The sequence below is a fragment of the Francisella hispaniensis FSC454 genome (assembly GCF_001885235.1).
Classification (GTDB): domain Bacteria; phylum Pseudomonadota; class Gammaproteobacteria; order Francisellales; family Francisellaceae; genus Francisella; species Francisella hispaniensis.
Genome location: NZ_CP018093.1, coordinates 1,318,867 through 1,342,263 on the forward strand (window position 1 = coordinate 1,318,867; position 23,397 = coordinate 1,342,263).

Genomic DNA, 23,397 nt, shown 5'->3' on the forward strand with positions numbered 1-23,397 from the left:
GTAAGTAAAAACTTAGTTAACTTGCATATGTTTTAAAAAAGCAGGGAAAAGGAAAAACTTATGAAAAAAATTAATCCGAAAAAGCTTGCGATTACACTATTGGTGCTAGGAGGAATATGCTTAGTATTTATACTAGCTATTAGACCATATTTAGATCATTCACATTCACTAAAAGAAAATAGCTCAGCAAACTATACTGTTAAAGAAAAAGTAAGTGAAGCTAAAAATGCTGCAGCTACTAAGACGCAGAATGCATACGACAAAACCAAAGACATGATGACGCCGGAGCATGCAAATGAATAACCAAATGCAAATAGTTCTGTAGCTCAAAAAGTAATAATAATTTAATTTATAGATAAAAGAGCTAATTATGAAAGTTATTAGTAAATATAGTGACAGGTAATAAAGTTGTTAATTATATAGAAAATATAAGAGACGTAAAAAAGGTCTAGCGCTTGGAATTAATAAAAAGGGGAAAAATATGAAAAAGTCAAAAGAAAATACTCAAGAAAATCAACCTGGGCTAACATCAGAGATGGTAAATAAACCTATACATATATATGAAGATTATAAGCCTACTGATAAGCTCAAGAATAAGGTAGCAATTATAACAGGAGGCGATAGTGGAATAGGTAAAGCAATATCGCTTCATTTTGTCAAAGAAGGAGCAAAAGTTGCTTTCACTTACCATAAAAGAGAAAAACAAGATGCTGATAAAACATTAAAAGAACTTGAAAACTTAACTGAAAACTCCAACGATATTTTAGCAGTGGAAGTTGAGCTTAAAAATTATGATGAATGTAAAGAGTTTATTGATAAAGTATATAATTATTTTGGGAGGATAGACATACTGATAAATAATGCCGCTGTTCAATTCCCAAAAGATGATGTAACCGATATATCAGCTAAACAACTAAAAATTACATTCGAAACAAATTTTTACCATTATATATATATGATAAAAGCAGCTCTTAAATACATGAAAAAAGGAGCTTGTATCATAAATACTACTTCTGTAACTGCTTATAAAGGCAGAGCTGACTTAATAGATTATTCATCTACTAAAGGAGCAATCGTGGCGCTTACTCGCTCACTAGCTAAGAATATAATAAAAAATGGCATAAGGGTTAATGCTGTTGCTCCCGGACCAGTATGGACGCCTTTAATACCATCTAGTTTTAGTAAAGAAAAAGTGGAACATTTTGGTGAGAGTTCTTTGTGGGGAGAACCAGCCCAACCAGCTGATATAGCTCCAGCATATGTATTTCTTGCTAATAATGTAGAAAGTAACTATTTTATAGGTCAAGTATTACACCCAAATGGTGGAGAAATAGTAAATGGTTAAGGAGAAATAAGATGCCTTATAATAAACTAGCTGAATTACCCAAAGGGGTAAAGAATGTCTTACCATATCATGCACAAGAAATATACCAAGCAGCTTTTAATAATGCTTGGAAAGAATATAGAGATAAAAGTAAGAGAAGAACTGATGATAACCTTGAAACTATAGCACATGAGGTTGCTTGGTCAGCTGTCAAAAAAAAATATTATAAAGATGAGCAAACAGGAGAATGGCACCAAAAGTAACTCTATAATCATTATAACGACAAATTTATATTATATACTCATCTGTCCACTGCTATAGATGAAAGTATTACATTCTGTGAACCTATTTTAGAATTTCAAAAACTGTTGAATAAAAAGACTTACATATCAATTTATGTTATTTATACTTTCTTGTGCTAGAACATAAATGATTTTATCACTTAAATAAAATATTATTTACTAATAAATAGCTTAATAAAACTTTATTAAGAAATGAATTTAAATAAAGTTCACTATATATGGATGGGTTCATTAATTCCAGATAAATATATAAATAATATTTTTTACTTACTATGCCAATCGGAGCATTACATTAATATATGGACAGATAGACCAGAAGAAACTAGATTGAAATTTTTAGATAAAATAGGTGGATATAGTCATTTACAAAGAAATAAAATTACCGATAGACTAGAATTTAAACAAGTTTTTGAATTAGAGAATTGGTGTCAAATCAATCTGAGTAATTATCTAACACTTAGTCAAATGAGGACTCTATCGGAAACTTTTATGTTCGAATATCCTAATTATTCAGATAGGTATAGTAAATACAGCCTAGAAGTACTGTATAAGTTAGGCAATTTAGCAACACTAAGTGATATATTAAGATTAGTTATCCTATATAAAGAAGGTGGTATTTATATAGATTGTAATAATACATTTAGAGATCAAGATATAAAATACAACATTAAACATTCTATAAATCCTAATCGATATAATATCTGTGTAAATTGTAAATTTAGTTTATATTCTTTTCATAATATAGCTGGCAATAGTGTTTTAGCTGCTAATTCTGGTGCTCAAGGATGTGTCGAAGTACTTAAACTATCTTTAGATACTATATATAAACAGCAAAGTAGTAGGAAGCTAATAGACAATATAGAGAAGATGAAAAAAATATTATTTACTGAGAAAAGTTATTTAAGAGAGGTTTTTGAGTATTTTATGTCTAATAGTTATATTGAAAAAGATACAGACCTAAGAAGATATGGAAAAGATCCGAATAACTATAAATTAGAAATATTAAAAAATTATGGTGGTGTTAACCAATTCATGTATCATTATGGGTATCCTTATGCGTATTTAGCAATGCAAATTGGTCCAGAGGTATTAAAAGAATTTGAAGAAAATAAAGCATTTTCTAAACGAATTACTGAAATTTCAATTTTCAATACAATAATTATTAATTCAGATCAAGCTTGGCTTTAAAAAATAATGAGTATAAAAAGGAGAGATTATTCAACTATTTCCTTCTTATACTAAAATCTAATATTTTTAGACTTTACCCAAATTTAAATGCAAAACATACACCTTAGTATATAGAATAATTTAGATGTAAATTTACCATTCTTTTTAAGTAATTAAAGCTAACTTCCTATAAAGTAGCTATATTGATTTATCTTGGTTTATATAAGCTTTGGCTATTTTTTTTTAAATAACAATCATAATATAGCCTAACTATCTAGAATAACCTCTAGTAATTTCGATATAACTATAATTTAGAGATATCAGCAATTCCAATGAACATCTTATGCAGGTTTACAAGTAAGGCAAGCCTATTTTCTCTTATGTTGATATCTTCATCAATTACCATTACATTTTCAAAGAACTCACTAATTACTTTATCAAGACAAGTCAACAGCTCTAGAGCATAACCATATTCTCGATTATTAATATACTTCTCAAGATCAGGAGCAACTTCTTCGATGCTATAAGCAAGTGCCAACTCATATTCATTAGCTACTGCTTTAGCAAGTTCAATATCATAATAGTAAGCTTTATCTGTAGCATTCTTGCTAAGAATATTAGCTACACGCTTATTTGAAGCTATTAGACTCTGAGCTTTATCTGAATTATAGAACTTAGTTACAGCTTCGACCCTCACAGCAAAATCTTTGACTGAATGATAATTAGTATTATTGATAGCTTCAAAAATATCTACAGCAATACCCTCTTCTTTATAAAGATTTTTTAGTCTATCTAAACAGAAAGATATTACTTCTGATTTTATATCAGCACTAAACTCTAAATTATTAACTTTTTTATAACTTTCTAAGCTTATATCAATAATCTTTTCTAGAGATATATCAACGCTTATATCTCTTAGTATACGCAAGATACCTATAGCTGATCGTCTTAATGCAAATGGATCTTTATTTCCTGTTGGTTTTTGACCAATTGCAAATATACCCACCAAAGTATCTAATTTCTCAGCTAATGCTACACATGCAGCGACATCAGTTTTTGGCAATTCCGCTCCAGAATACTTTGGCCAATATTGTTGCTCTATTGCCTCAGCTACTGTATCTGTTTCACCATGAGCTTTTGCATAATATTTACCGATAATTCCCTGTAAATCTGTAAATTCAAACACCATATTTGAAATTAGGTCAGCCTTAGCTAACAAACCCGCTCTATATGCTTGTTGTGAATCAAAATTACCTAGCTCTGCTAACTGTTGTGCTGAATTAGCTATTCTTTGAGCTTTTTGATACATATTTCCTAATTTACTTTGGAAAGTTACATGCTCAAGCTTAGGCAATAACTGCTCTAAAGGAGTTCTCAAATCAGTATCATAGAAAAAAGCTGCATCAGCTAGCCTAGCATTCATCACCTTTTGATTACCTGATGTTACTAGTTCTGGTTTTTTACTTTGAATATTTGAAATTGTAATAAAATGAGCAACTAAGTCACCTTGTTTATCCAATAGAGCAAAACACTTTTGATGCTCTTCCATAGCTGATATTAATGCCTCTTGAGGAACCCTTAGAAAATCCTTGTTAAAATCACATAACATCGCATTTGGATATTCAACGATAGCACAAACTTCTTCAACTAAATCATCATCTAAAATTACCTGATAATTATTTTCTTTGGCAATATCTTTAGCTTGCTCAACCAACATTTGTTTGCGCTGTTGCCAATCCACAATCACCATAGCATCAGCAAGTAACTTGATATAATCACTAATATTATCAATTACTATAGCTTGCGGATGATGAAATCTGTGTCCATATGTAATATTAGCAGCTTTATGTCCTAAGATTTCTATATCGACAACATCATTACCATATAGTGCTAATACCCAATCTACAGGCCTTACAAACTCCACGTTTGAATCGCCCCAACGCATCATCTTTGGAATTGGTAATTGTTTGAGTGCTTTGATAATAATCTCTTGCAATAGACTAACCGTTGCTTGACCTGATTGTACTGTTTTATAAAAAAGCTTATCACCTTTTGGTGTAGCTACGCTTTCTAATTCATCAAACTCAATACCACACGATTTTGCAAAACCTAAACCTACTTGAGTAGGCTCACCATCCTTATATGCGATAGTTACTAATGGACCTTGCTTTTCAACAACTATATCTTCTTGAGCCTCTGCTAAACCTTTGATTATGAAAGATAGCCTTCTTGGTGACGCAAACCATTTAGTATTTCCAAAACTAACTTTTGCTTCTTTTAGCTGACTTTCTACACTAGCTAATAAAGACTCAGCTAAACTTCTTAGTGCCTTTGGTGGTAGCTCTTCTGTACCTAATTCAAATAAAAAATCTTTTGTAATTTTACTCATTTACAAACCTTATAGATAAATGTTTATTCTCATTAACACTAAAATGTCATGCTAAATGTAATTTCAGCATCTCACGACAAATATCATTATATTGAGATCCTGAAACAAGTTCAGGATGACGAAAAGTATTATTCTCATAAATATTGAGCTATATTATAACTTAATAACCCAAAGAATTTAACTAGGCTTCGATGTTTATTGATACACATTGTCACTTAGATTTTGATATTTTTGATAAAACTCGTCAAAAAATACTACATAATTGCAACTACTTAAGTGTTAACTATTTTATAAATCCTGCGACACAAAGAAGTAGTTGGGATAAGCTAATACAAATAAATAGACAATTTAGCAAAATTGTCATATGTTTTGGTTTACATCCAATATTTATTGATAAACATACTCATACAAACTTAAAAGATTTAGAGGCATATACTCAAAAGCATCCAACTAAACTTATTGGTGAAATTGGTCTAGATAAAAGATTTAAAAACTTCGACAAACAGTTAGATTTTTTCTCGGCACAAATCAGTATAGCTAAAAACCTTGGAAAGCAGGTGATTATTCATGCTATAAAATCACATAACGAAGTAATAAAAATTATTAAAGACTTAAAATTTCAAAATGGTGGAATAATCCATGCTTTTAATGCTAATTATGATATTGGCCAGAAATATATAGATCTTGGCTTTAAACTAGGAGTAGGAGGAATAATTTCTCAACCTCAAGCAAAACTCAAAGAAACTCTACAAAAAATTAAGCCGCAAAATATTGTTTTAGAAACAGACTCTCCAGATATGCAACTTTACAATAGTAGTGGTAAAATTAATACTCCAGAAAATATCCCTAAGATTTTTGAGCTATTAAGCAATATTTATGAAATAAATCCTGCTATACTAAAACAACAAATTTATAATACTAGCTTAGAATTTATCTAAAAAATGTATATATCTAACTTACGCTTACAAAATTTTAGAAATATACCTTTTAAAAGCTTTGACTTTAAAAATAGTATAAATTTTATAGTTGGTAAAAATGGTTCAGGTAAAACATCAATACTTGAATCAATATATTTTTTATCACATAGTCGCTCATTTCGTAGTTCACAGTTAAATAGAATTGTTAATCATAATGCTGATGAGTTTATAATTTATACTAAAGCTTATAATCCAGATGAAATAACTATCTCGCTCTCCCGCAAAAAAAATAGTAATAATATCTCAAAGCTAAATTTAGAGATACAAAAAAATCATACAGAAATAACTAGAAATTTACCAATTCAACTGATAAATCCCGAGAGTTTCAATATCATAAACTCTGGAGCACAACAAAGATGTAAAGTACTTGATTGGGGGGCTTTCTATCTCGATAAAACATTTTTAAAAATATGGCAGCAAACTAAATTTCTCATCAAACAAAGAAACTCTGCCTTAAAACAGAACTATCCATACAACTACATACTCAGTATAGACAAAAAACTCTGTGAGTTTGCTGAAATACTTGATCATAAAAGACAAGCATATTTTACAAAATTAAAGCCTAAAGTCTATGAAATTCTAGCTGAGTTTAATCCTGAGCTAAAACTAGATATAGAATACTTTCGAGGCTGGAATTCACATAAAAATCTATATCAAGTCTTAGAAGAATCTTTTAATTATGACAATAAATACAAAAACACTAATCATGGTCCACATAAGGCTGATATAGTTCTAAGTGTAAATCATAAACCCATCCAAGATATTTTCTCGCGTGGACAACAAAAATTACTTATTTGTGCAATAAAATTAGCACAAGGAGAAATTCATAATTTGGAAAATTATAATAAATGTATTTATCTGATAGATGATATAACTTCAGAACTTGATAACACTCATACTCAAACATTATTTAATTATCTTAGGCAACTTAAGTCTCAAGTATTTATAACAACGACAGAAAAAAATAAAATTAATGAATTTATTGACACAAATAGCTATATATTAGAAATATAAATCTTATAAGAATTAAAAATCATGAAAAAACACATAGTTATGACTTTAGCAATCCTACCTACTCTAGTATTAGCAGATAAGGTTTGTGATGGCAACACTTATCAAATAAATGCGTGTTTAAAATCACAAATGCAAATATATGACACAAAACTAATCGATGTGCAAAACCATGATATTAAAAATTTCAAAAAATATCGTGATAATCTTTGTTATGATATTAGTTCAACTTATAAAGGTGGTACTTATCAAGCGATCAAATATGGTAATTGTGTAATCTCACTTGATAAATGGTATTTACAACAGTTAAAACCATAAAAGATAGCTGATTATTAGCTACTTTATTTGTTAAAATAGATTTTAATAATTTAACTTTTTTGAAAAAATACAATATTTTCTAATCATTATGCTAAAAAAAATCATAATCTTATCTAATATAACTATTATCCTAACAGGATGTGCTGACTCTTATGAAAAAAACTTATGGAATAACTATCATAGAAAAACATCAACAAGCTCTGAATTACACTCTAAATTAGTGAAAGTACACAACCGTGACAGTCTAGGTTTTATATACTCGCCTTATCAAGCAGATTTTCGCAATAGATTATAAAATTTTTAATTGCCAGACTTACGATTAACCGCAGCGTTAGTAAGATAGACACCTAAAAATACTACTCCACCAAATAGTAAAGATAAGGTTGAAATAGTTTCACCATAGAAAAGAAAACCGATAAGAATAACTAAGAATGGTAGTGTATTTTGAAATACTGCTGTCTTATATACACCAATTTCTTCAAGAGCTCCTAGATACCACACATATGCTACTACAGTTGCAAAAGCTGCTATATAAAGCATACTTCCCCAGAATTTAAAATCGGTATGTGCTAACTGTGAAAAATCAGCCTTAAATAAACTTGTAATAGCAAACATTATCATACCAACTATAGCGCCATAGGTATTTATTGTTATCATATGTACACCTTCTCTAACACAACACTTACCTAAGATTGCATAAGCCGCAAAGCATACAACTGCCAAGACACTTAATACTTCACCTAAATTAATCTGTACGCCATTTAAGCATTCTGCTGCACCATTAGAAAACATAACCACACCAATCGTACCAAGCAATGCTACTAGTATACCGATTTTAGCTTGTTGATTTACTTTGAGATTAAAAATATAACTAGATAAAATTGTTATTAAGCAAGGAGTAAAAGCATAGATAATAGCAACAATATTACCCGAGATTAGTTTCTCAGCCCACAGGAATGCTATGTTATATAAAAACACGCCAAAAAAACCCTACAGCAATTACATATGCCCATTGCTTGAAATTAAGTCGCGGAAAAAAATGTTCTAGTAAAATAGTAATGCACTACAATAAAAATCAACGATGCAAAGGCATAGCGGATAAAGCCAACGAGATATATGTCAACATAACTAAGTGGTAAAGGAGCTATATGGTATAAGCTTGCCCAAAATACCAATGCCAAAACTATCTTTGCGTAGCCTTTTGTTAATGAAGAGTTCATGATTTTTATAGTTATCTATTTTTTATCAGATACTCTACTATATCTGGATTTAATAGTGTAGAGGTATCACCAAAATTTTCGAAATCTTTTGCGGCTATTTTCCTTAAAATTCGACGCATGATTTTACCTGAACGAGTTTTTGGTAATTCTGGAGTAAATTGGATAACTTCTGGAGTTGCAACAGGACCTATCTCTTGTCTGACATATTTTATCAGAGATTTTCTAACTTCATCTAAAGCTTCTTTAGTATCACTTTTACCCTCTTTAAGAATACAGTAAACATAAATAGCCTCGCCTTTAATCTCATGTGGCATACCAACAACTGCACTCTCTGCAACATCTGGATGAGTATTTAGCGCTGCCTCAATCTCTGCTGTTGCCATTCTATGCCCAGAGACATTAATCACATCATCCATACGCCCCTCGATCCAAATATAACCATCCTCATCTCTTCGCGCGGCATCGCCCGAAAAATAATAACCATTAAAACTAGAGAAATAAGTCTGAAGATATCTATCATGATCGCCATAAATTGTTCTTGCCATACCAGGTGTTGCTCTTTTTATACATAAAGCGCCTTTACCAACCCCAGTTATCTCATTACCATCAGTATCAAGCAATACCACTTCTACACCAAAAAAAGGTTTAGAAGCCGAACCAGGCTTAAGTTTATGTGCACCTGGTAATGGAGTTATCATATGTCCACCTGTTTCTGTTTGCCACCAGGTATCTACAAGTGGTGCTTGGTTATTACCAGCTTTCTCAACGAACCAATTCCAAGCTTCTGGGTTTATTGGTTCACCAACTGAACCTAATACTCTTAACGAATTTCTCCGAGTATTAGCTAAGAATTCATCACCAACCTTTAACAAAGATCTTATCAAAGTTGGTGCAGTATATAAGATACTTACATTATGTTGATCGACTTCTTGCCATAATCTTGAAGCATCTGGATAAGTAGGTACTCCCTCAAATATAACTGATGTTGCACCATTAGCAAGAGGTCCATAGACAACATATGTATGTCCTGTTATCCAACCAATATCTGCTGTACACCAGTAGACATCATGATCTTTATAATCAAAAACCAGTTTGTGTGTCATACTTGCATAAACTAAATATCCAGCTGAAGTATGTACTAAACCTTTAGGAGCACCTGTAGAACCAGATGTATACAGCATAAACAAAGGTGTCTCAGCAGCAAAAGCTTGTGGCAGATGCTCATTTGAAACTTTTTTTAGCTCTTGGGTATAGCAGATATCTTTACTATTATTCCAGCTAATATTATCTGCGTTAGTGTTACGCACAACTAAGACCTTTCTGATAAAATCAATTTCAGCAACAACCTTATCAACAGCTGCTTTCATAGCTATTCTTTTGCCTGATCTAACAGCCTCATCAACTGTTATGATAAAATCACTTTTAGCATTAAGAATACGCTGTTTTAGCGACTCTGCTGAGAAACCACCAAAAACCACAGAATGAATCGCACCAATACGTGCACATGCTAGCATAGCATATATCGACTCAGGTACTAATGGCATGTAGATAGTCACAACATTACCTTTTTTAACTCCATTAGCCTCAAGTATATTAGCCATTTCACAAACACGATGATATAACTCTCGGTAGGTTATTTTCTTAGATTTTTTAGGATTATCAGCCTGCCATATAAAAGCAACTTGATTTGTCCTTGCTGGTAGATGTCTATCAACACAGTTATAGCATACATTTAATTCTCCATCTTCAAACCACTTGATATCAACTGGAGCAAAGCTACTATTGTAAGCCTTAGTAAAAGGCTTATGCCAGTGTATACGATTAGCTTGTTTAGACCAGAAATGCTCTGGGTTTTCTAGAGATTCTTTATAAAGTTTTTCATATAGTTCTGAATTAATATGCGCTTGGTCAATAAAATCTTGAGATACTTGAAACTTAGAGTACGACATACGACTTGTCTTTAAATTTTATACTAAATCTCATATTAGCATATTTAGCTAAAATTGTAATATTTTGCTACTAAATAAAGATAGTTAATATTTAACAACAATTATTAATATTTGATAAATACTATCTATTTTGAAGGTATTCTTTGAATTTATGTCCTAACTCTTGATGCTGTAAAGCTATCTCATAATTAGCGATTAAAAAACCTAATTTACTGCCACAATCATAACGAGTGCCCTTAAACTCATAAGACAAAATTTTCTCATCCTGATCTAACAATTTAGCGATAGCATCAGTTAGTTGAATCTCACCACCTGCGCCCTCTGAAGTTGATTCTAAACATCTAAAAATCTTATTTGGTAATAAATATCTACCTACAACTGCATTAGTTGATGGTGCTTTATCTGGGGCTGGCTTCTCTACAATTGCTTTGATCAGATTATCATGATCTTTTGCTACGATACCATAAGAGTTAGTTTCTTGTTTCTTAACTTGTTGAGTTGCAATACAGCCTCTAATATCAGTACCTTCGACTGCCTTAACCATTTGCTTTAGCGTACCAGTACCACAATCATGATTGTAAATTAAATCATCAGGTAATATAACTGCAAAATCCTCAATTCCAACTAGTGGTTTTGCACATAAAACCGCATGCCCTAGTCCTAGCGCCTCTGGTTGACGTACAAAGAAAAAACTTACATCTTTGGGGATTATATTTTTTACTAAATCTAACAATTCATATTTTTGTTTTTTTTCTAGCGAGTATTCTAATTCAAAGTTTCTATCAAAATGATCTTCTAGAGACTTTTTATTTGAGCTAGTAACAAATATTATCTCTTTACAGCCTGCTTCTATAGCTTCTTCGACAGCATATTGGATTAGAGGTTTATCCACAACTGTTAGCATTTCTTTGGGACATGACTTAGTAGCTGGTAAGAATCTAGTTCCCCATCCAGCTACAGGAAAAACAGCTTTTCTTATTTTCATTTTAGTTCCTTGTAGATTAGCTATTAGCTAGATTACAATATAATGTAACACAAATATTATAGTGCTTGTAGGAGAATTTACTCAATTCTTGTGAGAGCCTTTTTAAATCATTAGATCTTTTGACATATAGATCTACCAAGATCTCATCGTCAAAATAATATATCGACATTTTCTTATCCAAAAGAACATTTTCACTGATATTATTTTCAGCAAAAAATTCTTTTATCTTAGTCAATATTTCAGCACGAGATGGTTCAAAATTATCTTGCTTAATAACCCCACTTTCATGATTTGTAACATCTACATGTACAGTTATATCTTTTATGTTATCAATATTGTGATAAATATTACTTTTAACTATTTCTGCAATATAGTGTCCTTCTGATGCAGTACTAAATTTGTCTACTAAAATATGGACATCTAGGACTATTTTTCCTGCCATTTTTCTAGTACGAAGATAATGAAAATCTTCAACTCCTTGAGTTTTTGCAATTATTGCTTTGATTTCTTGACGCGTTTGGTCATCAACACCTTCATCTATAAGCTCAGCAACAGCAGAGTATCCCCACTTGACCCCCATCTTGACTATCATAAAGCAAACTATAAATGCTGCTATAGTATCCATCCAAGCAAAACCTAAAAAAGCTCCAAATAAACCGACTAATACAACTACTGAAGACCACATATCAGAGCGACTATGCCAAGCATTAGCTCTTAGCAAATCAGAATCAATCTTGTTTGCAGCTCTCATAGTATATTGATAGATAAATTCATTACCCAAAATTGAGAAAATAGCCGCATAGACAGTAAATTTATCTGGTATAACATACTCACCACTAACTAAGCTTTCAAGAGAATGATAAACTATCATAAAACCAATAGTTATCAATAAACCTGATAATACTAATGTTGCTAAAGTTTCTAATCGCTCATGCCCATATGGATGATTATGATCCTCTCCTTTATTTGCATACTTAGCCGCAAATAAAACCATGAAATCACTTAAAAGATCAGAAAATGAATGTATACCATCAGCAAATAATGCTGGTGAACGCCCTATCACACCTATTGAAGTTTTAGATATAGCAAGCAAAGCGTTTATAAACATGCCAACAAGAGTAACTTTCTTGGTAATTTGATATCTGTTATCTGACATTTTTAACCTCGTATCGGGTTATAGATAGATTTTTAACAAAATAATAATACTTAGAATGATTAAAGTCTATTGATAATAGTAAAAATATGACTAATCTTTAGCCATTACAAATTTAAATAATAAAATATGTGCAACTATTGAAAATATTATGGTACCCAGCCACCATGCTATAGGATTATCTAACCCATGGACACTAACATAATATGCCGCAAATAGAGATATCACAAATTGTATAGATGCCATTACTAATCCTGGGTTCCAGCTCTTACGCTTAATACCTTCTGCAATATGTGTTAAACAATTAATAATACTAAAAATTATAATCAATAAACCAAAACCTAAATTAATAAAGCTCAAGGCACCAAAAACAGCAAATGCTAGCCATACCATAAGGATATTTATCCAAAATATCTTAATATCTGTAAGCTTCTCCTGACCTTGTGGTAGTGACATAACTGTACGATTCATAAAATCTTTGAAGCCACCGGGTATATAATGCTCTTCTGTCTGATGAAATAAATACAAAGGAATATTAATTAACCCCCAAAAATGTGGATCATATACAGAAAAGTTAGCAAATAATAATACTGTAAAAAATATCCCAGCCCATGGTGCTACTTTTGCCCAATTTTGATTTCTTGCTAAATAATCCACCATCATTACAACCTCTCTTAAATACTTTCATATTGATGATATACTATCGTTTAACAAAGTTGATATAAAAATCTCAAATATCTTTGATTTTTTGACTAAAATTGCCTTGCAAAACTTATAAATATTTGTATAATATACTTCATTAGTTCGGAGAAATGGCTGAGTGGTCGAAAGCGGCGGTCTTGAAAACCGTTGACTGTAACAGGTCCGGGGGTTCGAATCCCTCTTTCTCCGCCATTACTAAAAGCTCACAGCAATGTGTGCTTTTTTTATGTCTAAATGTTCGTTTATATTTATTATTTTTCTTTAGCATTTAGCTAAGAATAAAAACAGTTACTTGAGAAATGGTTCCCAAGTTTTTATACTCTAACAAAGCTAATTTAAACAAAGTTTTTATGACAGTATATAGAGCTAGTTCCTTGGAGTTTAACATCATCAAACCCACTAAACTATTAATCTATTTGAATGTTAGAAATGACTATTCTTGATGCAAATGTAGACTTAAATGGTAAAAATTAATAAGAATAAGACCTTCTCGCCTCTTTCTTAGCTCTACTTATAGCTGCTTTTTTAGCCATTTTTCTCTTCTGTGTTGGTTTTACGTAATGCTGTCTATCTCTAAGCTCTTGTTTGATACCTGCTTTTTCACAAGCCCTTTTGAAGTTTCTTAGACTAATATCAAAAGGTTTTTTAGGGTCAACTATTATTCTTGGCATATTATCCTCTCTTAATTTTAGAGTATTAAGAACTATTAGAGTTCTTTTAAGGTTAAAAATATTATTAGCAAAATAGCAATGAAGTATCTAAAGAAGATTTAGAGGCTTTATTTTATTTATACCTTACTAATAGTAATACAAAGTATCCTCTAAAGATACATATTACGTAACATATATGGATATAACTAAGATTATGCTCTTATTTAAGAGTATAATAATCATCTATTTAATAATGTTGATTTAGAATGATTAATCCAAAAAGTACATTCATTGATTTTGAAAATAATAAAATGTTAGAAATTATTTTTCATGATATAACCAATTTAGTTAAGAAAATAAGAAAATCAAAAAAAATAAGTATAGCTCAAGCAGCAGAAATGAGTATATTAAATACTGAAATTATGGAGCAGTTTATTAATTTGATAAACCATATGACAGATAGAGATTTTAATGATAATAAAGAATCATCGATGGTAGAAAGCTGTTTAGACTTTCAAGATTTATGCTTATATCTAAAAGATCTAGATAAGTATGAAGAAGATTTTGATTTAACTAAAATACCGAAATTTCATTAAAAAACTTTCAATTAACACTTTTATACTATATGATTAGTAACAGTTATTTATATTGTAACTTTATTTGACTACTACGAAACTAATATATCAGAAGTTTATTTCCAATATTCTATCCTTTATAAGTAAATCGTTAAAGTTTGAAACTAAGCCCAATGTGATTTAACTTATATAAACAACAAAACAAAAGGAAATAAAACAATGAGACAAGGTACTGTTAAATTTTTTAATACAGCTAAAGGATTCGGATTCATAGAGCCTCAGGATGGTGGCAAAGATGTATTCGTTCATATCAGTGCAGTTGAAAATGCTGGTTTAAGTTCTCTACGTGAAGGCGAAAAAATAAGCTTTGAACTTGAAGAAAACAGAGGCAAAATGGCTGCTGTTAATATAAAATCTATCTAATCTAATTATCCTTACGATTTATAATTATAAGGATATTCTTTTTCTCTTCTTTGAAATGAAATTATCTTTTTATTCTTAACTAAGCCCTCTTTTATATCTGTGGCATCTGATAATATTTTGCTCTTTGCTTTATTCTCTTTAACCAAAGTAATAGTCGATAAATAATCATTTATTACTTTAGATATAGATTGAGTAGCACTATCCCAAAGATATTTTGATGCATGACTGACTCCATAATAATCTATAGTCTCTACTTTAAACATAGGATTATTAAATGTGGTTGATTTGGCAAAAAAGAATCCCATACCTTCGTTACAACTAAGATCTATAATTAAACATTTAGGATTTATTTTCCCAAGATCTTTTTCTTTCATAAACATTGTTGGTTTTGTTAGATCTTGTGAAATTCCATTTACTACGATATCTGATTTATTAAGAAGCTCTACAAACTTCTTACTATCAGATATATTTTTTGGTGCTGTAATATATTTACATCCCTTAATTACATTCGGTAATGTTGCAATACTATAGCGTGTACATACGGTTATATCTTTATACCCTCTAGATAATAAAGCATGTATAGCTCCTTGGCTGACTGACCCAAAGCCTATTACTAATATTTTCTTTTGACTACCATATCTACCATCTATACCTTTTAAGCCAAGAGCATGTAACACAGCACCATAGCCTGCTAACTCATTTACCTCATGAAATACATTTTTCTTTATTTTTTCTTCATTATCACAGGAAATCATAGATTCAAAAGAAATAAGTGTTAATTTTTTATCAATAGCTAATTGTGCTATTTCTTTATCTCTAACACAATTTGTCCAACCCCAAATCGTACCACTCTCTTTAATTTTAGCTAAATCTTCGAAGGTTGGAGCTAGTAATATTACATTACCAATATTTTCTAATATTTCTTGGCGTGAAGCTACCCCTGCTGTTAAGCTAATAATTTTCTCATCAGAAACACCAAAAGATTCTCCATAACCAGCTTCAAATATAAGAGTATTTCTAATATCTCTAGGTATTTTTAATAATAGTTCTGGATTAATTGGCAATCTCTTTTCATTTTGATCACTTGAAGTTGCTATGACTCCATATAATTGTTTATTCATAACTAGTTCCTTGTATATTTATCAACACTATAAGACCTGTAGAAATATTTTCTCGTATCAGTGTTAAAGGTTTGACAGATCAAAAAAAGCTGATAATTAAAGGTCTAGCTAAGAATGAATTTTATAGAATTATCATCTAATATAATTCCACATACATACAGTATATACTATAAAATGGCTATATAGATAAAAATAGGATGGTCAGTTTTGTTATAAGTATATAGACTCAAACTTATTATAACTTACAAATAAGGATAAAAATTTATCTAAAAATCTAAAGATAAGAATGATTGATTCATTTGTTGTTATAAAATTTTAAAACATCAACACTTTTTTAATTAGCTATGAAAAGACAGCCATTTCTTTGATGGATATCCTGGAATTTCTTTGGTCAACACAGGCACCATAAACCCTGATGAAATTTCTGAGAGCTTTTTCATAATATCTTTAGCATTATCGACATTATAATGCTTAGTTCCCGAGACAGTATCTAATGAATGTATGTAATATGGAATTACTTTGGCTTTTATCAGTTTTGTACTTAAAGCATATAATACATTAGCATCATCATTTATATCTTTAAGTAATGTGCTTTGATTTAGGATAATTATGCCGTATTTATGTATTTCTTTTAGAAGATTAATAATATTATCATCCAATTCATTTGGATGATTAACATGTATCACCAATATAGTATCAAGTCTATGCTCTGAAAGGATCTTTAAAAGTTTTGTAGTCATTCGCTCTGGTAGCACTACAGGTATTCTTGAATGGATCCTAAGCCTTTTGATATGAGGTATTTGCTGGATATTCTCTACAAAAAATTCTAATATCTCATCGTTATTTAAAAGAGGATCTCCTCCGCTTAATATAACCTCCTCGATACTTTGATCATTTGCTATATATTCAAAGGCTTGCAGCCAATCTTTTCTACCAGGAATATTCTCTTTATAGTCAAACTCTTTACGAAAACAATAGCGACAATGAATATTAGCAGAACTCTTCCATGATATTTATGTTTTTTTCATCAAGTGGATCGCTACTATAGGCTTGATCTATCAACTCCTCATTGATAGTTGGCAAAACTTGTTTGAGCAATGGATCATTAATGTTACCTTTTTGCATTCTATCAGCAAAAGATCTAGGCACTATCATCTTAAATTTTTTGGTTATATTTAATGAAACTTTGGCTTCTTCACTATCTATTTCCAAAAACTCTAATAATTCTAAAGGTGAAGAGAAAGATTCTTTAAGAGCTTTTTTCCAATCATTAGTAGACATATATTTATATTTAATTAACTCAGTTTTATAAGATTTTCTAATGTTTGCTAATTCTCTCATAAAGGGTTTAATTGTCAATTTTTTAAATAAGAATAGACAAGAATTGAGCTAGACATTAAACAAATATAATAAATATTGATTTATGATAGTAATATAGCTATTTTAAAATGATATGCAAATGTTTATTGTGAGGTACAAGAATGTTTAAAAACAACAATAAAATAATACTTTTTATAATAATTGTATTGATAATAATGGGAATATTTATATATATAAAGTATAAAGCGAATAATCAGTATCAAATACTTCCTGATAATACTGGATCTAACTTAACCGATACCTCTTGGGTTAAAAGCAAATATCTAAATATACCTTATGCTTCATTGTCAAATGCACAAAAACTAGATATCTATTTACCTAATGATAAAAGTTTTGCTAAACCATATCCTGTTATAATTGCTATACATGGTGGTGCATTCTTAGGTGGAGATAAGGCTGACTATCAACTAAAACCTATGCTAGAGGGCATTAAATATGGCTATGCTGTAGTTTCAGTCAATTATCGCTTAGCTAATGAAGCAAAATTTCCAGCTCAAATCCAAGATATCAAAGCAGCTATTAGATTTATCAAAGCAAATGCTGGCAAATACAATCTAAATCCAAACGCTCTAGCTGTTTGGGGAGATTCTGCTGGGGCTAATTTAGCAGCTCTTGCTGCCACATCTGGAAATAAAATAACCGAGCTAGATGATTTAAGTTTAGGTAATAAAGAATATTCAGCAAATGTACAGGCTTGTGTTGACTGGTTTGGACCTACAAATTTTAGCAAAATGGATGATGAATTTAGACAGTCTGGTTTAGGTAAGCCAATTCATTCACAAGATGATTCACCTGAAAGTTTGTACATTGGTAGTAACGTAGGCAACAGTCCTCAAAAAGTCAAAATGGCTGACCCAGAAACATATATAAGTAAAGATACTCCTCCTTTTCTTATAGAACATGGTAGTGTTGATAATGTCGTGCCTGTCCAACAAAGTATAAATTTATATAATAAATTAGTTAAGACTATTGGAAAAGACAAAGTTGAATTAGTAATTATCGATGGTGCTAAGCATGGTGGAGAAAAATTTGAAAGCAAAAGTAACTTGGAACTTGTATTTAAGTTCCTTGATAAATATCTTAAATAAAAAATACTCTCTAAAGAGTTAGAAAGTTACTCACAAAAGTACTTAATTTTCTAGATTATTTAACTCCTATCTCATCTATAATTTTTGACTTAGTCTTTAATAACTCATTAACATAAAACTCTTTGTTTTTATCAAAGCGATGCTGGGGCGCAAGTATAGCAATCCCAAAGCTTCCTAAAAAAGTTTTTACTGCTACTCCTATAGTAACTACTCCTTTTACAGATTGACTGTAGTCAACATCTATACCCTCAACTCTTATTTTTGCAATTTTTTCAAATAATTCTTTATTATCGGAGATTTGCTCACCTAAAAGTTCAACAATTTTATCATCTGTATGTAAAGCTAGAAGAGCCCTACCTGCAGCTGTATTATGAATAGGTATCAGAGCCCCAATCCTTGGAGTTATTTGTAATTCTCTGTTTACAACAAATCTATGCAATACGAGGAGATTTTTATCGTAAGACTGTGTTAATGATACTGTCTCATGTACTTTTTCACTAAGCTTACTTAATGAATCTTGCGTTAATGTTATAATATCAGCATAACAAGAAGAAATTAACTTAAAGATTCCTTGACCGAGTAAGATTTTTCCTGCACCTTCAATTCTTATAAAACCTTCCATCTCAAGAGCTGCTACTATTCTTTGTACTGTAGAGCGTGGTAGATATATTTGTTTAGCAATCTCACCTAGACTCATACCATCTGGCTTACTACCTATACTTTTCAATACATTAACTGCTCTACTTATTACCTGAATCCTTTTGTCTTCACTCATAAGAATAATTACCCAACAATTTTTTTATATTTTAATGCTTATAATAACTTTTTTAAATGTAAAATGCCAAAAGATTATTGTATAATCTTACGGAAAAATTAAAAAATACTTAAATAAGAAGCCTATTTCATAAAAGTAAAAAATATTCTTATATCTCTAGTAATTATTTATTTTTTATTTGATATCAAGGAGCTTAAATATGCCAGTACTTACGTTTGATGGTTTACTATTCTCACCATTATTGTTATTTGTTACAATAGCGCTTATATTAACCATATTGACAAACTTAATTGCTCCTAAACTCATGTCAAAATACACTAATCTAAAGCTTTCTTGGCTGAATTTAGCTCTGTTTCTCTGTTACCTTGGGCTAGTTATACTTATATTTGGAGATTAATCAATATGCCAAACAAAAATACCAAATCTATAGTCAGTATAGCAATTGTTTTATTAGCTCTTTTTTCACTGTATGCGATGTGGCAATATTACCTTTATTCCCCTTGGACAAGAGATGGTAGAATCCGTGCAAAAATTATCACAATAGCACCTGATGTCTCAGGATTTGTAACCAAAATGTATGTCAGCGATAACCAAAAAGTTAAAAAAGGACAGTTAATTTTTACAATAGATGACCAAAGATATGCCGCGACCCTAGAAGGTAAAGAAGCAGAATTAAAGCATGCTATGATTGAATGGCATCTTGCTGAAAAGCAGTATTCAAGAAGAATAAGACTAGGCAGAGATGACTCAATAAGTAGAGAAGAGCTAGATGATTATGCAATGCAAGAAAAACTGAGAAAAGCTGATCTTGAGAAAGCCAAAGCTGAAGCTGAATTAGCTAAGATTAACCTAGACAGAACAAAGGTATATGCTCCTGCTGATGGAACTATCAACAACATTGACCTAAGACAAGGTAATTATGTTGTATCTTCTAAACCAGTGATGTCTTTAGTAAAAGCTGGTTCATTTTATGTCACTGGATATTTTGAGGAAACTAAACTACCACATATCAAAATAGATGACAAAGCCAAAATAATACTTATGAGTGGCGGATCGCCATTATATGGACATGTAATAAGTATAGGTAAGGCAGTCGCTGACAATAATACTGATGTAAATAATCAACTTTTACCTAAAGTACAAGAAACCTATGACTGGGTTAGACTATCTAAGAGAATACCTGTTGATATTGCTCTAGATAAAGTACCAAGCAATATAGAACTTGTATCAGGAATGAATGCAACGGTAACTATAAAATGATAAAAGAATTGATAGATGATATACCAACGATCTTCAATACACAAAACGCTTTACATACTTTTAAGGCATGTATAGCTATTACTCTAGCACTTGGAATATCAATGAGTCTAGACTTAGACAAACCAATGTGGGCAATGATTGCAGCACTATTTCTACAAACTCGACCTGAAACTGGTTTTATAATAGAAAAAGCTCTGGTTCTAATCTGCGGATCAATTATCGGAGTGGGTGTTGGATTTTTGATAGTAAATTTTTTCTTGCCTTATCCAGTACTAGCTTTATTAGCTTTATGTCTTTTTATAGCTGTAACAATGTTTTTCTCTGTTAATATGTCTCATCCAAATTTTATGTATGCGTTAGCTATAGCAAATACAACTTGTAATATCGTTGTTTTTTATGCTATTGCCGATCCTACATCTACTACAAGTGAAAGTGTTTTTCATACAGGATATTCTAGAGTTACAGAAATGGCAATCGGTAGCTTATGCTCATGTTTTGTAAACTATTATATTTTACCTTTTAAGGTTGAAAAAGCTTTGAAAAACAATGCAACCCAAGGATTTGATTTAACTGTAGCTTATATTAAAGAAATGTTCTCTACTCAAGACTTTAACAATAATAAAAAATATTATCTAAAAGTAGAAAATATTCTTAACAATCTTGTTACTCTTGATAATGATTTAAGTGCCGCAAAATATGAAAATATAGCTAAAACAAACTATGTCACCTTTTCAAATAAAGTAGTCGAACTAATCCAAACTGTTCATTTTTTGAGAAAAAACCTAGCAAAAAAAGACGATGATTCAGCTATCAAAAAAGATCTAGAAAACATAGTAACTAATCTAGACAAAATTGACTTAACTCAACACGCTTTAGTTAGTGATTCAAATAACTATCTGCTAAAAAAAGTTATTAAAAAAATCAACAGTTTAATTTATAGTTATCAAAAGTTGCTCTCTAACTCTAACAATATTGACAATACAGAATCATCCTACACCTTCATAAATTACACAAATCCAGCTGTTACTTTTATTGCTATTTCTAGGACAATTCTTCTATTACTGTGTATGTATTTAATTTGGATACACGTTAATGGTAACTCAAGTATACTGATGATGATGATATGTCCATGTTTATTATCACAATTATTTACTGCGGTTCCAAATCCAGCGGATATGGTAAGAAATGTCGTAATTGGTCTATTTCTGTCAATACCTATTAGTATCTTTATAACTTTGAATCTATTATCACAAGTAGTTGGTTACTTTGAGCTATTGATATTAGTTTTACTTGGGACTTTATCATTAGGAATAGCTATTTTGGCATTACCTAAATACCAAACATACAGCCTAGGATTCTGTATAGGCTTTATCTCGATAGTACAACCTAGCAACCATATGGATTTTGAAGTAGCAAAATCTATTACTATTGGAATGAGCACTATAGTTGGCTCTATCGGACTTTGGCTAGCATTTAAGTTATACCCTCAATCACCTTATATGATTAGTAGAAAAATCGCGATTAAATCAATAATTAAAGATATCCAAAAACTAAAAAAACGACAAATCTCAAAAGAACATTACCAAGCTGGTCTAATCAAAAAAATATTAAGTGTATATAGAAATAGAAAAAATGATCAAGCATCAGAGAAAGACATAGAATTTGCCCTACAAAGTCTAACACAAACTATTTAAAACCAAAAATCTCCTATATGTATATCTTCAAATTCAAGTTTGTAATTAGTTATAAAAAAGTTGAAACCATATCTGTAAATCTCATATAGTTTAAATCTATGCTGATAAGTTACACTTATAGCCACTAAATTTGCGGATATTTATCACACCACTATCAAAAATCAGATATTGCCCTTTTATACCAATAAGTTTTGCATCAATTAGACGATCTTTATCTAGATTGAAAGATTTTAATTTGGTTGGATATTTAAGGATAGGATAATTTATATTTTGTATCTCAGCTTCTACTGGCTCAATACTATTTTGACCATATTTAGTTCTTATCTCAGTTATTTTTTCATTAGACTTTTCGATAAGTTGGTCTCTTAAAGTCACAAAATCAATATTATTATCAGGCTCGCCTTGGAGCATTTTACGCCAATTTGTTTTATCTGATATATACTCTTTGATAGCAACCTCAACTAGACCTGATACTAGCCTACTTTCGACAGCAAAAATTGGAATAGCCTGGCTAGCGCCCTGATCTATCCAACGCGATGGGATATTTTTAAGCTTAGTAATACCAACTTTGATATCACCTGTATTTGCTAAATATACTATATGAGTTTTCATACAATTTTGCTCACCCCAGCTTGAATCTCTACATGTACCTGCGGCAAAGTGACACAACTCTGGCTTAACGATACAAATATCACATTCAGGTAATCTTCGCATACACATAAAGCAATAGCCTTGTGAGTAGCTTTTTTTAGTTTTAACTCCACAGGCGACACAATTAATTTCATCAAGAAACTCAAGTTTCAGCTGCTGACCAATATAATCATTAAGACAAATATCTTCTAATTCATAGCGAGCATTATTTGCTGCATCTAGAGAAGTTTTCATTTTATGTAAATTTATAGTTTTATTCATTTTTTTACTTTTCTAAAACATA

At 30.7% G+C, this 23,397-nt stretch carries 23 protein-coding genes, 1 tRNA gene and 2 pseudogenes; 15 read left to right on the forward strand and 11 right to left on the reverse strand.

Annotated features, from left to right (window positions below; translation table 11 throughout):
- Positions 1-60: 60 nt before the first annotated feature.
- The 4 genes from FSC454_RS06475 (at position 61) to FSC454_RS06490 (ending at position 2,814) form a co-directional block, all read left to right on the forward strand.
- Positions 61-303: a hypothetical protein gene (locus FSC454_RS06475; RefSeq protein WP_066046425.1), complete on the forward strand. Its 243-nt coding sequence runs from the start codon at positions 61-63 to the stop codon at positions 301-303.
- Between the two features lie 178 nt (positions 304-481).
- Positions 482-1,345, forward strand: coding sequence for an SDR family oxidoreductase (locus tag FSC454_RS06480; RefSeq protein ID WP_066046424.1), 864 nt, complete (start codon positions 482-484; stop codon positions 1,343-1,345).
- Positions 1,346-1,356: 11 nt separating this feature from the next.
- On the forward strand, positions 1,357-1,587 hold the full coding sequence (locus FSC454_RS06485) for a ChaB family protein (protein WP_066046423.1): 231 nt from the start codon (positions 1,357-1,359) through the stop codon (positions 1,585-1,587).
- 231 nt (positions 1,588-1,818) lie between these two features.
- Positions 1,819-2,814 (forward strand): glycosyltransferase, encoded by a 996-nt coding sequence (locus FSC454_RS06490; protein WP_066046422.1) that lies wholly within the window; start codon positions 1,819-1,821, stop codon positions 2,812-2,814.
- Positions 2,815-3,097: 283 nt separating this feature from the next.
- Here the strand turns inward: FSC454_RS06490 and glyS are convergent, their stop codons facing one another.
- Positions 3,098-5,182 carry a glycine--tRNA ligase subunit beta gene (gene glyS / locus FSC454_RS06495; RefSeq protein WP_066046421.1) on the reverse strand — a complete coding sequence of 695 codons (2,085 nt, stop codon included), beginning with the start codon at positions 5,180-5,182 and terminating at the stop codon, positions 3,098-3,100.
- 191 nt (positions 5,183-5,373) lie between these two features.
- Here glyS and FSC454_RS06500 point away from each other — a divergent pair, with 191 nt between their 5' ends.
- The 4 genes from FSC454_RS06500 to FSC454_RS06515 all read left to right on the forward strand — a co-directional run bounded on the left by FSC454_RS06500 (position 5,374) and on the right by FSC454_RS06515 (position 7,783).
- Positions 5,374-6,120 carry a TatD family hydrolase gene (locus tag FSC454_RS06500; protein WP_066046420.1) on the forward strand — a complete coding sequence of 249 codons (747 nt, stop codon included), beginning with the start codon at positions 5,374-5,376 and terminating at the stop codon, positions 6,118-6,120.
- Between the two features lie 3 nt (positions 6,121-6,123).
- Entirely contained in the window at positions 6,124-7,173 is a 1,050-nt protein-coding gene (gene recF / locus FSC454_RS06505) for a DNA replication/repair protein RecF (RefSeq protein ID WP_066046419.1), read from the forward strand.
- A 21-nt stretch (positions 7,174-7,194) separates the two neighbouring features.
- Positions 7,195-7,488, forward strand: coding sequence for a lysozyme inhibitor LprI family protein (locus FSC454_RS06510; protein ID WP_066046418.1), 294 nt, complete (start codon positions 7,195-7,197; stop codon positions 7,486-7,488).
- Between the two features lie 88 nt (positions 7,489-7,576).
- Positions 7,577-7,783, forward strand: a complete 207-nt coding sequence (locus FSC454_RS06515) for a hypothetical protein (RefSeq protein ID WP_014548046.1) — start codon at positions 7,577-7,579, stop codon at positions 7,781-7,783.
- A 5-nt stretch (positions 7,784-7,788) separates the two neighbouring features.
- Here the strand turns inward: FSC454_RS06515 and FSC454_RS06520 are convergent.
- From FSC454_RS06520 to FSC454_RS06540, 5 genes and pseudogenes are all read right to left on the reverse strand, one after another.
- A pseudogene (locus FSC454_RS06520) lies at positions 7,789-8,708 on the reverse strand (DMT family transporter).
- Between the two features lie 11 nt (positions 8,709-8,719).
- Entirely contained in the window at positions 8,720-10,657 is a 1,938-nt protein-coding gene (gene acs, locus FSC454_RS06525; protein ID WP_066046416.1) for an acetate--CoA ligase, read from the reverse strand.
- A 121-nt stretch (positions 10,658-10,778) separates the two neighbouring features.
- Positions 10,779-11,642, reverse strand: coding sequence for a UTP--glucose-1-phosphate uridylyltransferase GalU (gene galU, locus FSC454_RS06530; protein ID WP_066046415.1), 864 nt, complete (start codon positions 11,640-11,642; stop codon positions 10,779-10,781).
- Positions 11,643-11,658: 16 nt separating this feature from the next.
- Positions 11,659-12,798 (reverse strand): cation diffusion facilitator family transporter, encoded by a 1,140-nt coding sequence (locus FSC454_RS06535; protein ID WP_066046414.1) that lies wholly within the window; start codon positions 12,796-12,798, stop codon positions 11,659-11,661.
- A gap of 90 nt (positions 12,799-12,888) precedes the next feature.
- The gene (locus tag FSC454_RS06540; protein WP_156470900.1) at positions 12,889-13,458 is read right to left on the reverse strand and encodes an HXXEE domain-containing protein; all 570 of its coding nucleotides are present in this window, start codon (positions 13,456-13,458) and stop codon (positions 12,889-12,891) included.
- 143 nt (positions 13,459-13,601) lie between these two features.
- On the opposite strand from FSC454_RS06540, the gene FSC454_RS06545 reads away from it, so the two are divergent.
- Positions 13,602-13,689: transfer RNA gene (locus FSC454_RS06545), tRNA-Ser, on the forward strand.
- Positions 13,690-13,967: 278 nt separating this feature from the next.
- Here FSC454_RS06545 and rpsU read toward each other — a convergent pair.
- Positions 13,968-14,168: a 30S ribosomal protein S21 gene (rpsU, locus tag FSC454_RS06550; protein WP_014715333.1), complete on the reverse strand. Its 201-nt coding sequence runs from the start codon at positions 14,166-14,168 to the stop codon at positions 13,968-13,970.
- Between the two features lie 245 nt (positions 14,169-14,413).
- On the opposite strand from rpsU, the gene FSC454_RS06555 reads away from it, so the two are divergent.
- Positions 14,414-14,743 (forward strand): hypothetical protein, encoded by a 330-nt coding sequence (locus tag FSC454_RS06555; protein WP_066046412.1) that lies wholly within the window; start codon positions 14,414-14,416, stop codon positions 14,741-14,743.
- Positions 14,744-14,941: 198 nt separating this feature from the next.
- Positions 14,942-15,145, forward strand: a complete 204-nt coding sequence (locus FSC454_RS06560) for a cold-shock protein (RefSeq protein ID WP_066046411.1) — start codon at positions 14,942-14,944, stop codon at positions 15,143-15,145.
- Between the two features lie 11 nt (positions 15,146-15,156).
- Here the strand turns inward: FSC454_RS06560 and FSC454_RS06565 are convergent, their stop codons facing one another.
- Positions 15,157-16,266: a N(5)-(carboxyethyl)ornithine synthase gene (locus FSC454_RS06565; protein ID WP_066046410.1), complete on the reverse strand. Its 1,110-nt coding sequence runs from the start codon at positions 16,264-16,266 to the stop codon at positions 15,157-15,159.
- 338 nt (positions 16,267-16,604) lie between these two features.
- Positions 16,605-17,547 (reverse strand): annotated as a pseudogene (locus FSC454_RS06570) (KamA family radical SAM protein).
- A 200-nt stretch (positions 17,548-17,747) separates the two neighbouring features.
- Between FSC454_RS06570 and FSC454_RS06575 the strand changes: the two are divergent.
- The gene (locus FSC454_RS06575; RefSeq protein WP_066046408.1) at positions 17,748-18,734 is read left to right on the forward strand and encodes an alpha/beta hydrolase; all 987 of its coding nucleotides are present in this window, start codon (positions 17,748-17,750) and stop codon (positions 18,732-18,734) included.
- A 55-nt stretch (positions 18,735-18,789) separates the two neighbouring features.
- Here FSC454_RS06575 and FSC454_RS06580 read toward each other — a convergent pair whose 3' ends face one another.
- Positions 18,790-19,509, reverse strand: coding sequence for an IclR family transcriptional regulator (locus tag FSC454_RS06580; RefSeq protein ID WP_066046407.1), 720 nt, complete (start codon positions 19,507-19,509; stop codon positions 18,790-18,792).
- Positions 19,510-19,708: 199 nt separating this feature from the next.
- Between FSC454_RS06580 and FSC454_RS10005 the strand changes: the two genes are divergently transcribed.
- Genes FSC454_RS10005 through FSC454_RS06595 form a run of 3 tightly spaced genes read left to right on the forward strand, consistent with a single transcriptional unit; the run spans position 19,709 to position 22,463 of the window.
- Positions 19,709-19,906, forward strand: a complete 198-nt coding sequence (locus tag FSC454_RS10005) for a hypothetical protein (protein ID WP_071794816.1) — start codon at positions 19,709-19,711, stop codon at positions 19,904-19,906.
- A 5-nt stretch (positions 19,907-19,911) separates the two neighbouring features.
- Positions 19,912-20,769: an efflux RND transporter periplasmic adaptor subunit gene (locus FSC454_RS06590; RefSeq protein ID WP_066046406.1), complete on the forward strand. Its 858-nt coding sequence runs from the start codon at positions 19,912-19,914 to the stop codon at positions 20,767-20,769.
- The gene (locus tag FSC454_RS06595) at positions 20,766-22,463 is read left to right on the forward strand and encodes an FUSC family protein (protein ID WP_066046405.1); all 1,698 of its coding nucleotides are present in this window, start codon (positions 20,766-20,768) and stop codon (positions 22,461-22,463) included. The genes FSC454_RS06590 and FSC454_RS06595 overlap by 4 nt, the downstream gene beginning before the upstream one ends.
- Positions 22,464-22,559: 96 nt before the next feature.
- Here the strand turns inward: FSC454_RS06595 and FSC454_RS06600 are convergent, their stop codons facing one another.
- Positions 22,560-23,375 (reverse strand): DUF2797 domain-containing protein, encoded by an 816-nt coding sequence (locus tag FSC454_RS06600; protein ID WP_066046404.1) that lies wholly within the window; start codon positions 23,373-23,375, stop codon positions 22,560-22,562.
- Between the last annotated feature and the right edge of the window lie 22 nt (positions 23,376-23,397).

Bases quoted from the DNA above. Each gene is read 5' to 3' on its own strand.
- FSC454_RS06535 (WP_066046414.1), bottom strand. From the start codon at position 12,798: ATGTCAGATAACAGATATCAAATTACCAAGAAAGTTACTCTTGTTGGC.
- FSC454_RS06485 (WP_066046423.1), top strand. From the start codon at position 1,357: ATGCCTTATAATAAACTAGCTGAATTACCCAAAGGGGTAAAGAATGTC.
- acs (WP_066046416.1), bottom strand. From the start codon at position 10,657: ATGTCGTACTCTAAGTTTCAAGTATCTCAAGATTTTATTGACCAAGCG.
- FSC454_RS06590 (WP_066046406.1), top strand. From the start codon at position 19,912: ATGCCAAACAAAAATACCAAATCTATAGTCAGTATAGCAATTGTTTTA.
- glyS (WP_066046421.1), bottom strand. From the start codon at position 5,182: ATGAGTAAAATTACAAAAGATTTTTTATTTGAATTAGGTACAGAAGAG.
- FSC454_RS06565 (WP_066046410.1), bottom strand. From the start codon at position 16,266: ATGAATAAACAATTATATGGAGTCATAGCAACTTCAAGTGATCAAAAT.
- FSC454_RS06475 (WP_066046425.1), top strand. From the start codon at position 61: ATGAAAAAAATTAATCCGAAAAAGCTTGCGATTACACTATTGGTGCTA.
- FSC454_RS06540 (WP_156470900.1), bottom strand. From the start codon at position 13,458: ATGATGGTGGATTATTTAGCAAGAAATCAAAATTGGGCAAAAGTAGCA.
- FSC454_RS06510 (WP_066046418.1), top strand. From the start codon at position 7,195: ATGAAAAAACACATAGTTATGACTTTAGCAATCCTACCTACTCTAGTA.
- FSC454_RS06500 (WP_066046420.1), top strand. From the start codon at position 5,374: ATGTTTATTGATACACATTGTCACTTAGATTTTGATATTTTTGATAAA.
- recF (WP_066046419.1), top strand. From the start codon at position 6,124: ATGTATATATCTAACTTACGCTTACAAAATTTTAGAAATATACCTTTT.
- FSC454_RS06555 (WP_066046412.1), top strand. From the start codon at position 14,414: ATGATTAATCCAAAAAGTACATTCATTGATTTTGAAAATAATAAAATG.
- FSC454_RS06595 (WP_066046405.1), top strand. From the start codon at position 20,766: ATGATAAAAGAATTGATAGATGATATACCAACGATCTTCAATACACAA.
- FSC454_RS06480 (WP_066046424.1), top strand. From the start codon at position 482: ATGAAAAAGTCAAAAGAAAATACTCAAGAAAATCAACCTGGGCTAACA.
- FSC454_RS06560 (WP_066046411.1), top strand. From the start codon at position 14,942: ATGAGACAAGGTACTGTTAAATTTTTTAATACAGCTAAAGGATTCGGA.
- FSC454_RS06490 (WP_066046422.1), top strand. From the start codon at position 1,819: ATGAATTTAAATAAAGTTCACTATATATGGATGGGTTCATTAATTCCA.
- galU (WP_066046415.1), bottom strand. From the start codon at position 11,642: ATGAAAATAAGAAAAGCTGTTTTTCCTGTAGCTGGATGGGGAACTAGA.
- FSC454_RS06600 (WP_066046404.1), bottom strand. From the start codon at position 23,375: ATGAATAAAACTATAAATTTACATAAAATGAAAACTTCTCTAGATGCA.
- rpsU (WP_014715333.1), bottom strand. From the start codon at position 14,168: ATGCCAAGAATAATAGTTGACCCTAAAAAACCTTTTGATATTAGTCTA.
- FSC454_RS10005 (WP_071794816.1), top strand. From the start codon at position 19,709: ATGCCAGTACTTACGTTTGATGGTTTACTATTCTCACCATTATTGTTA.
- FSC454_RS06580 (WP_066046407.1), bottom strand. From the start codon at position 19,509: ATGAGTGAAGACAAAAGGATTCAGGTAATAAGTAGAGCAGTTAATGTA.
- FSC454_RS06575 (WP_066046408.1), top strand. From the start codon at position 17,748: ATGTTTAAAAACAACAATAAAATAATACTTTTTATAATAATTGTATTG.
- FSC454_RS06515 (WP_014548046.1), top strand. From the start codon at position 7,577: ATGCTAAAAAAAATCATAATCTTATCTAATATAACTATTATCCTAACA.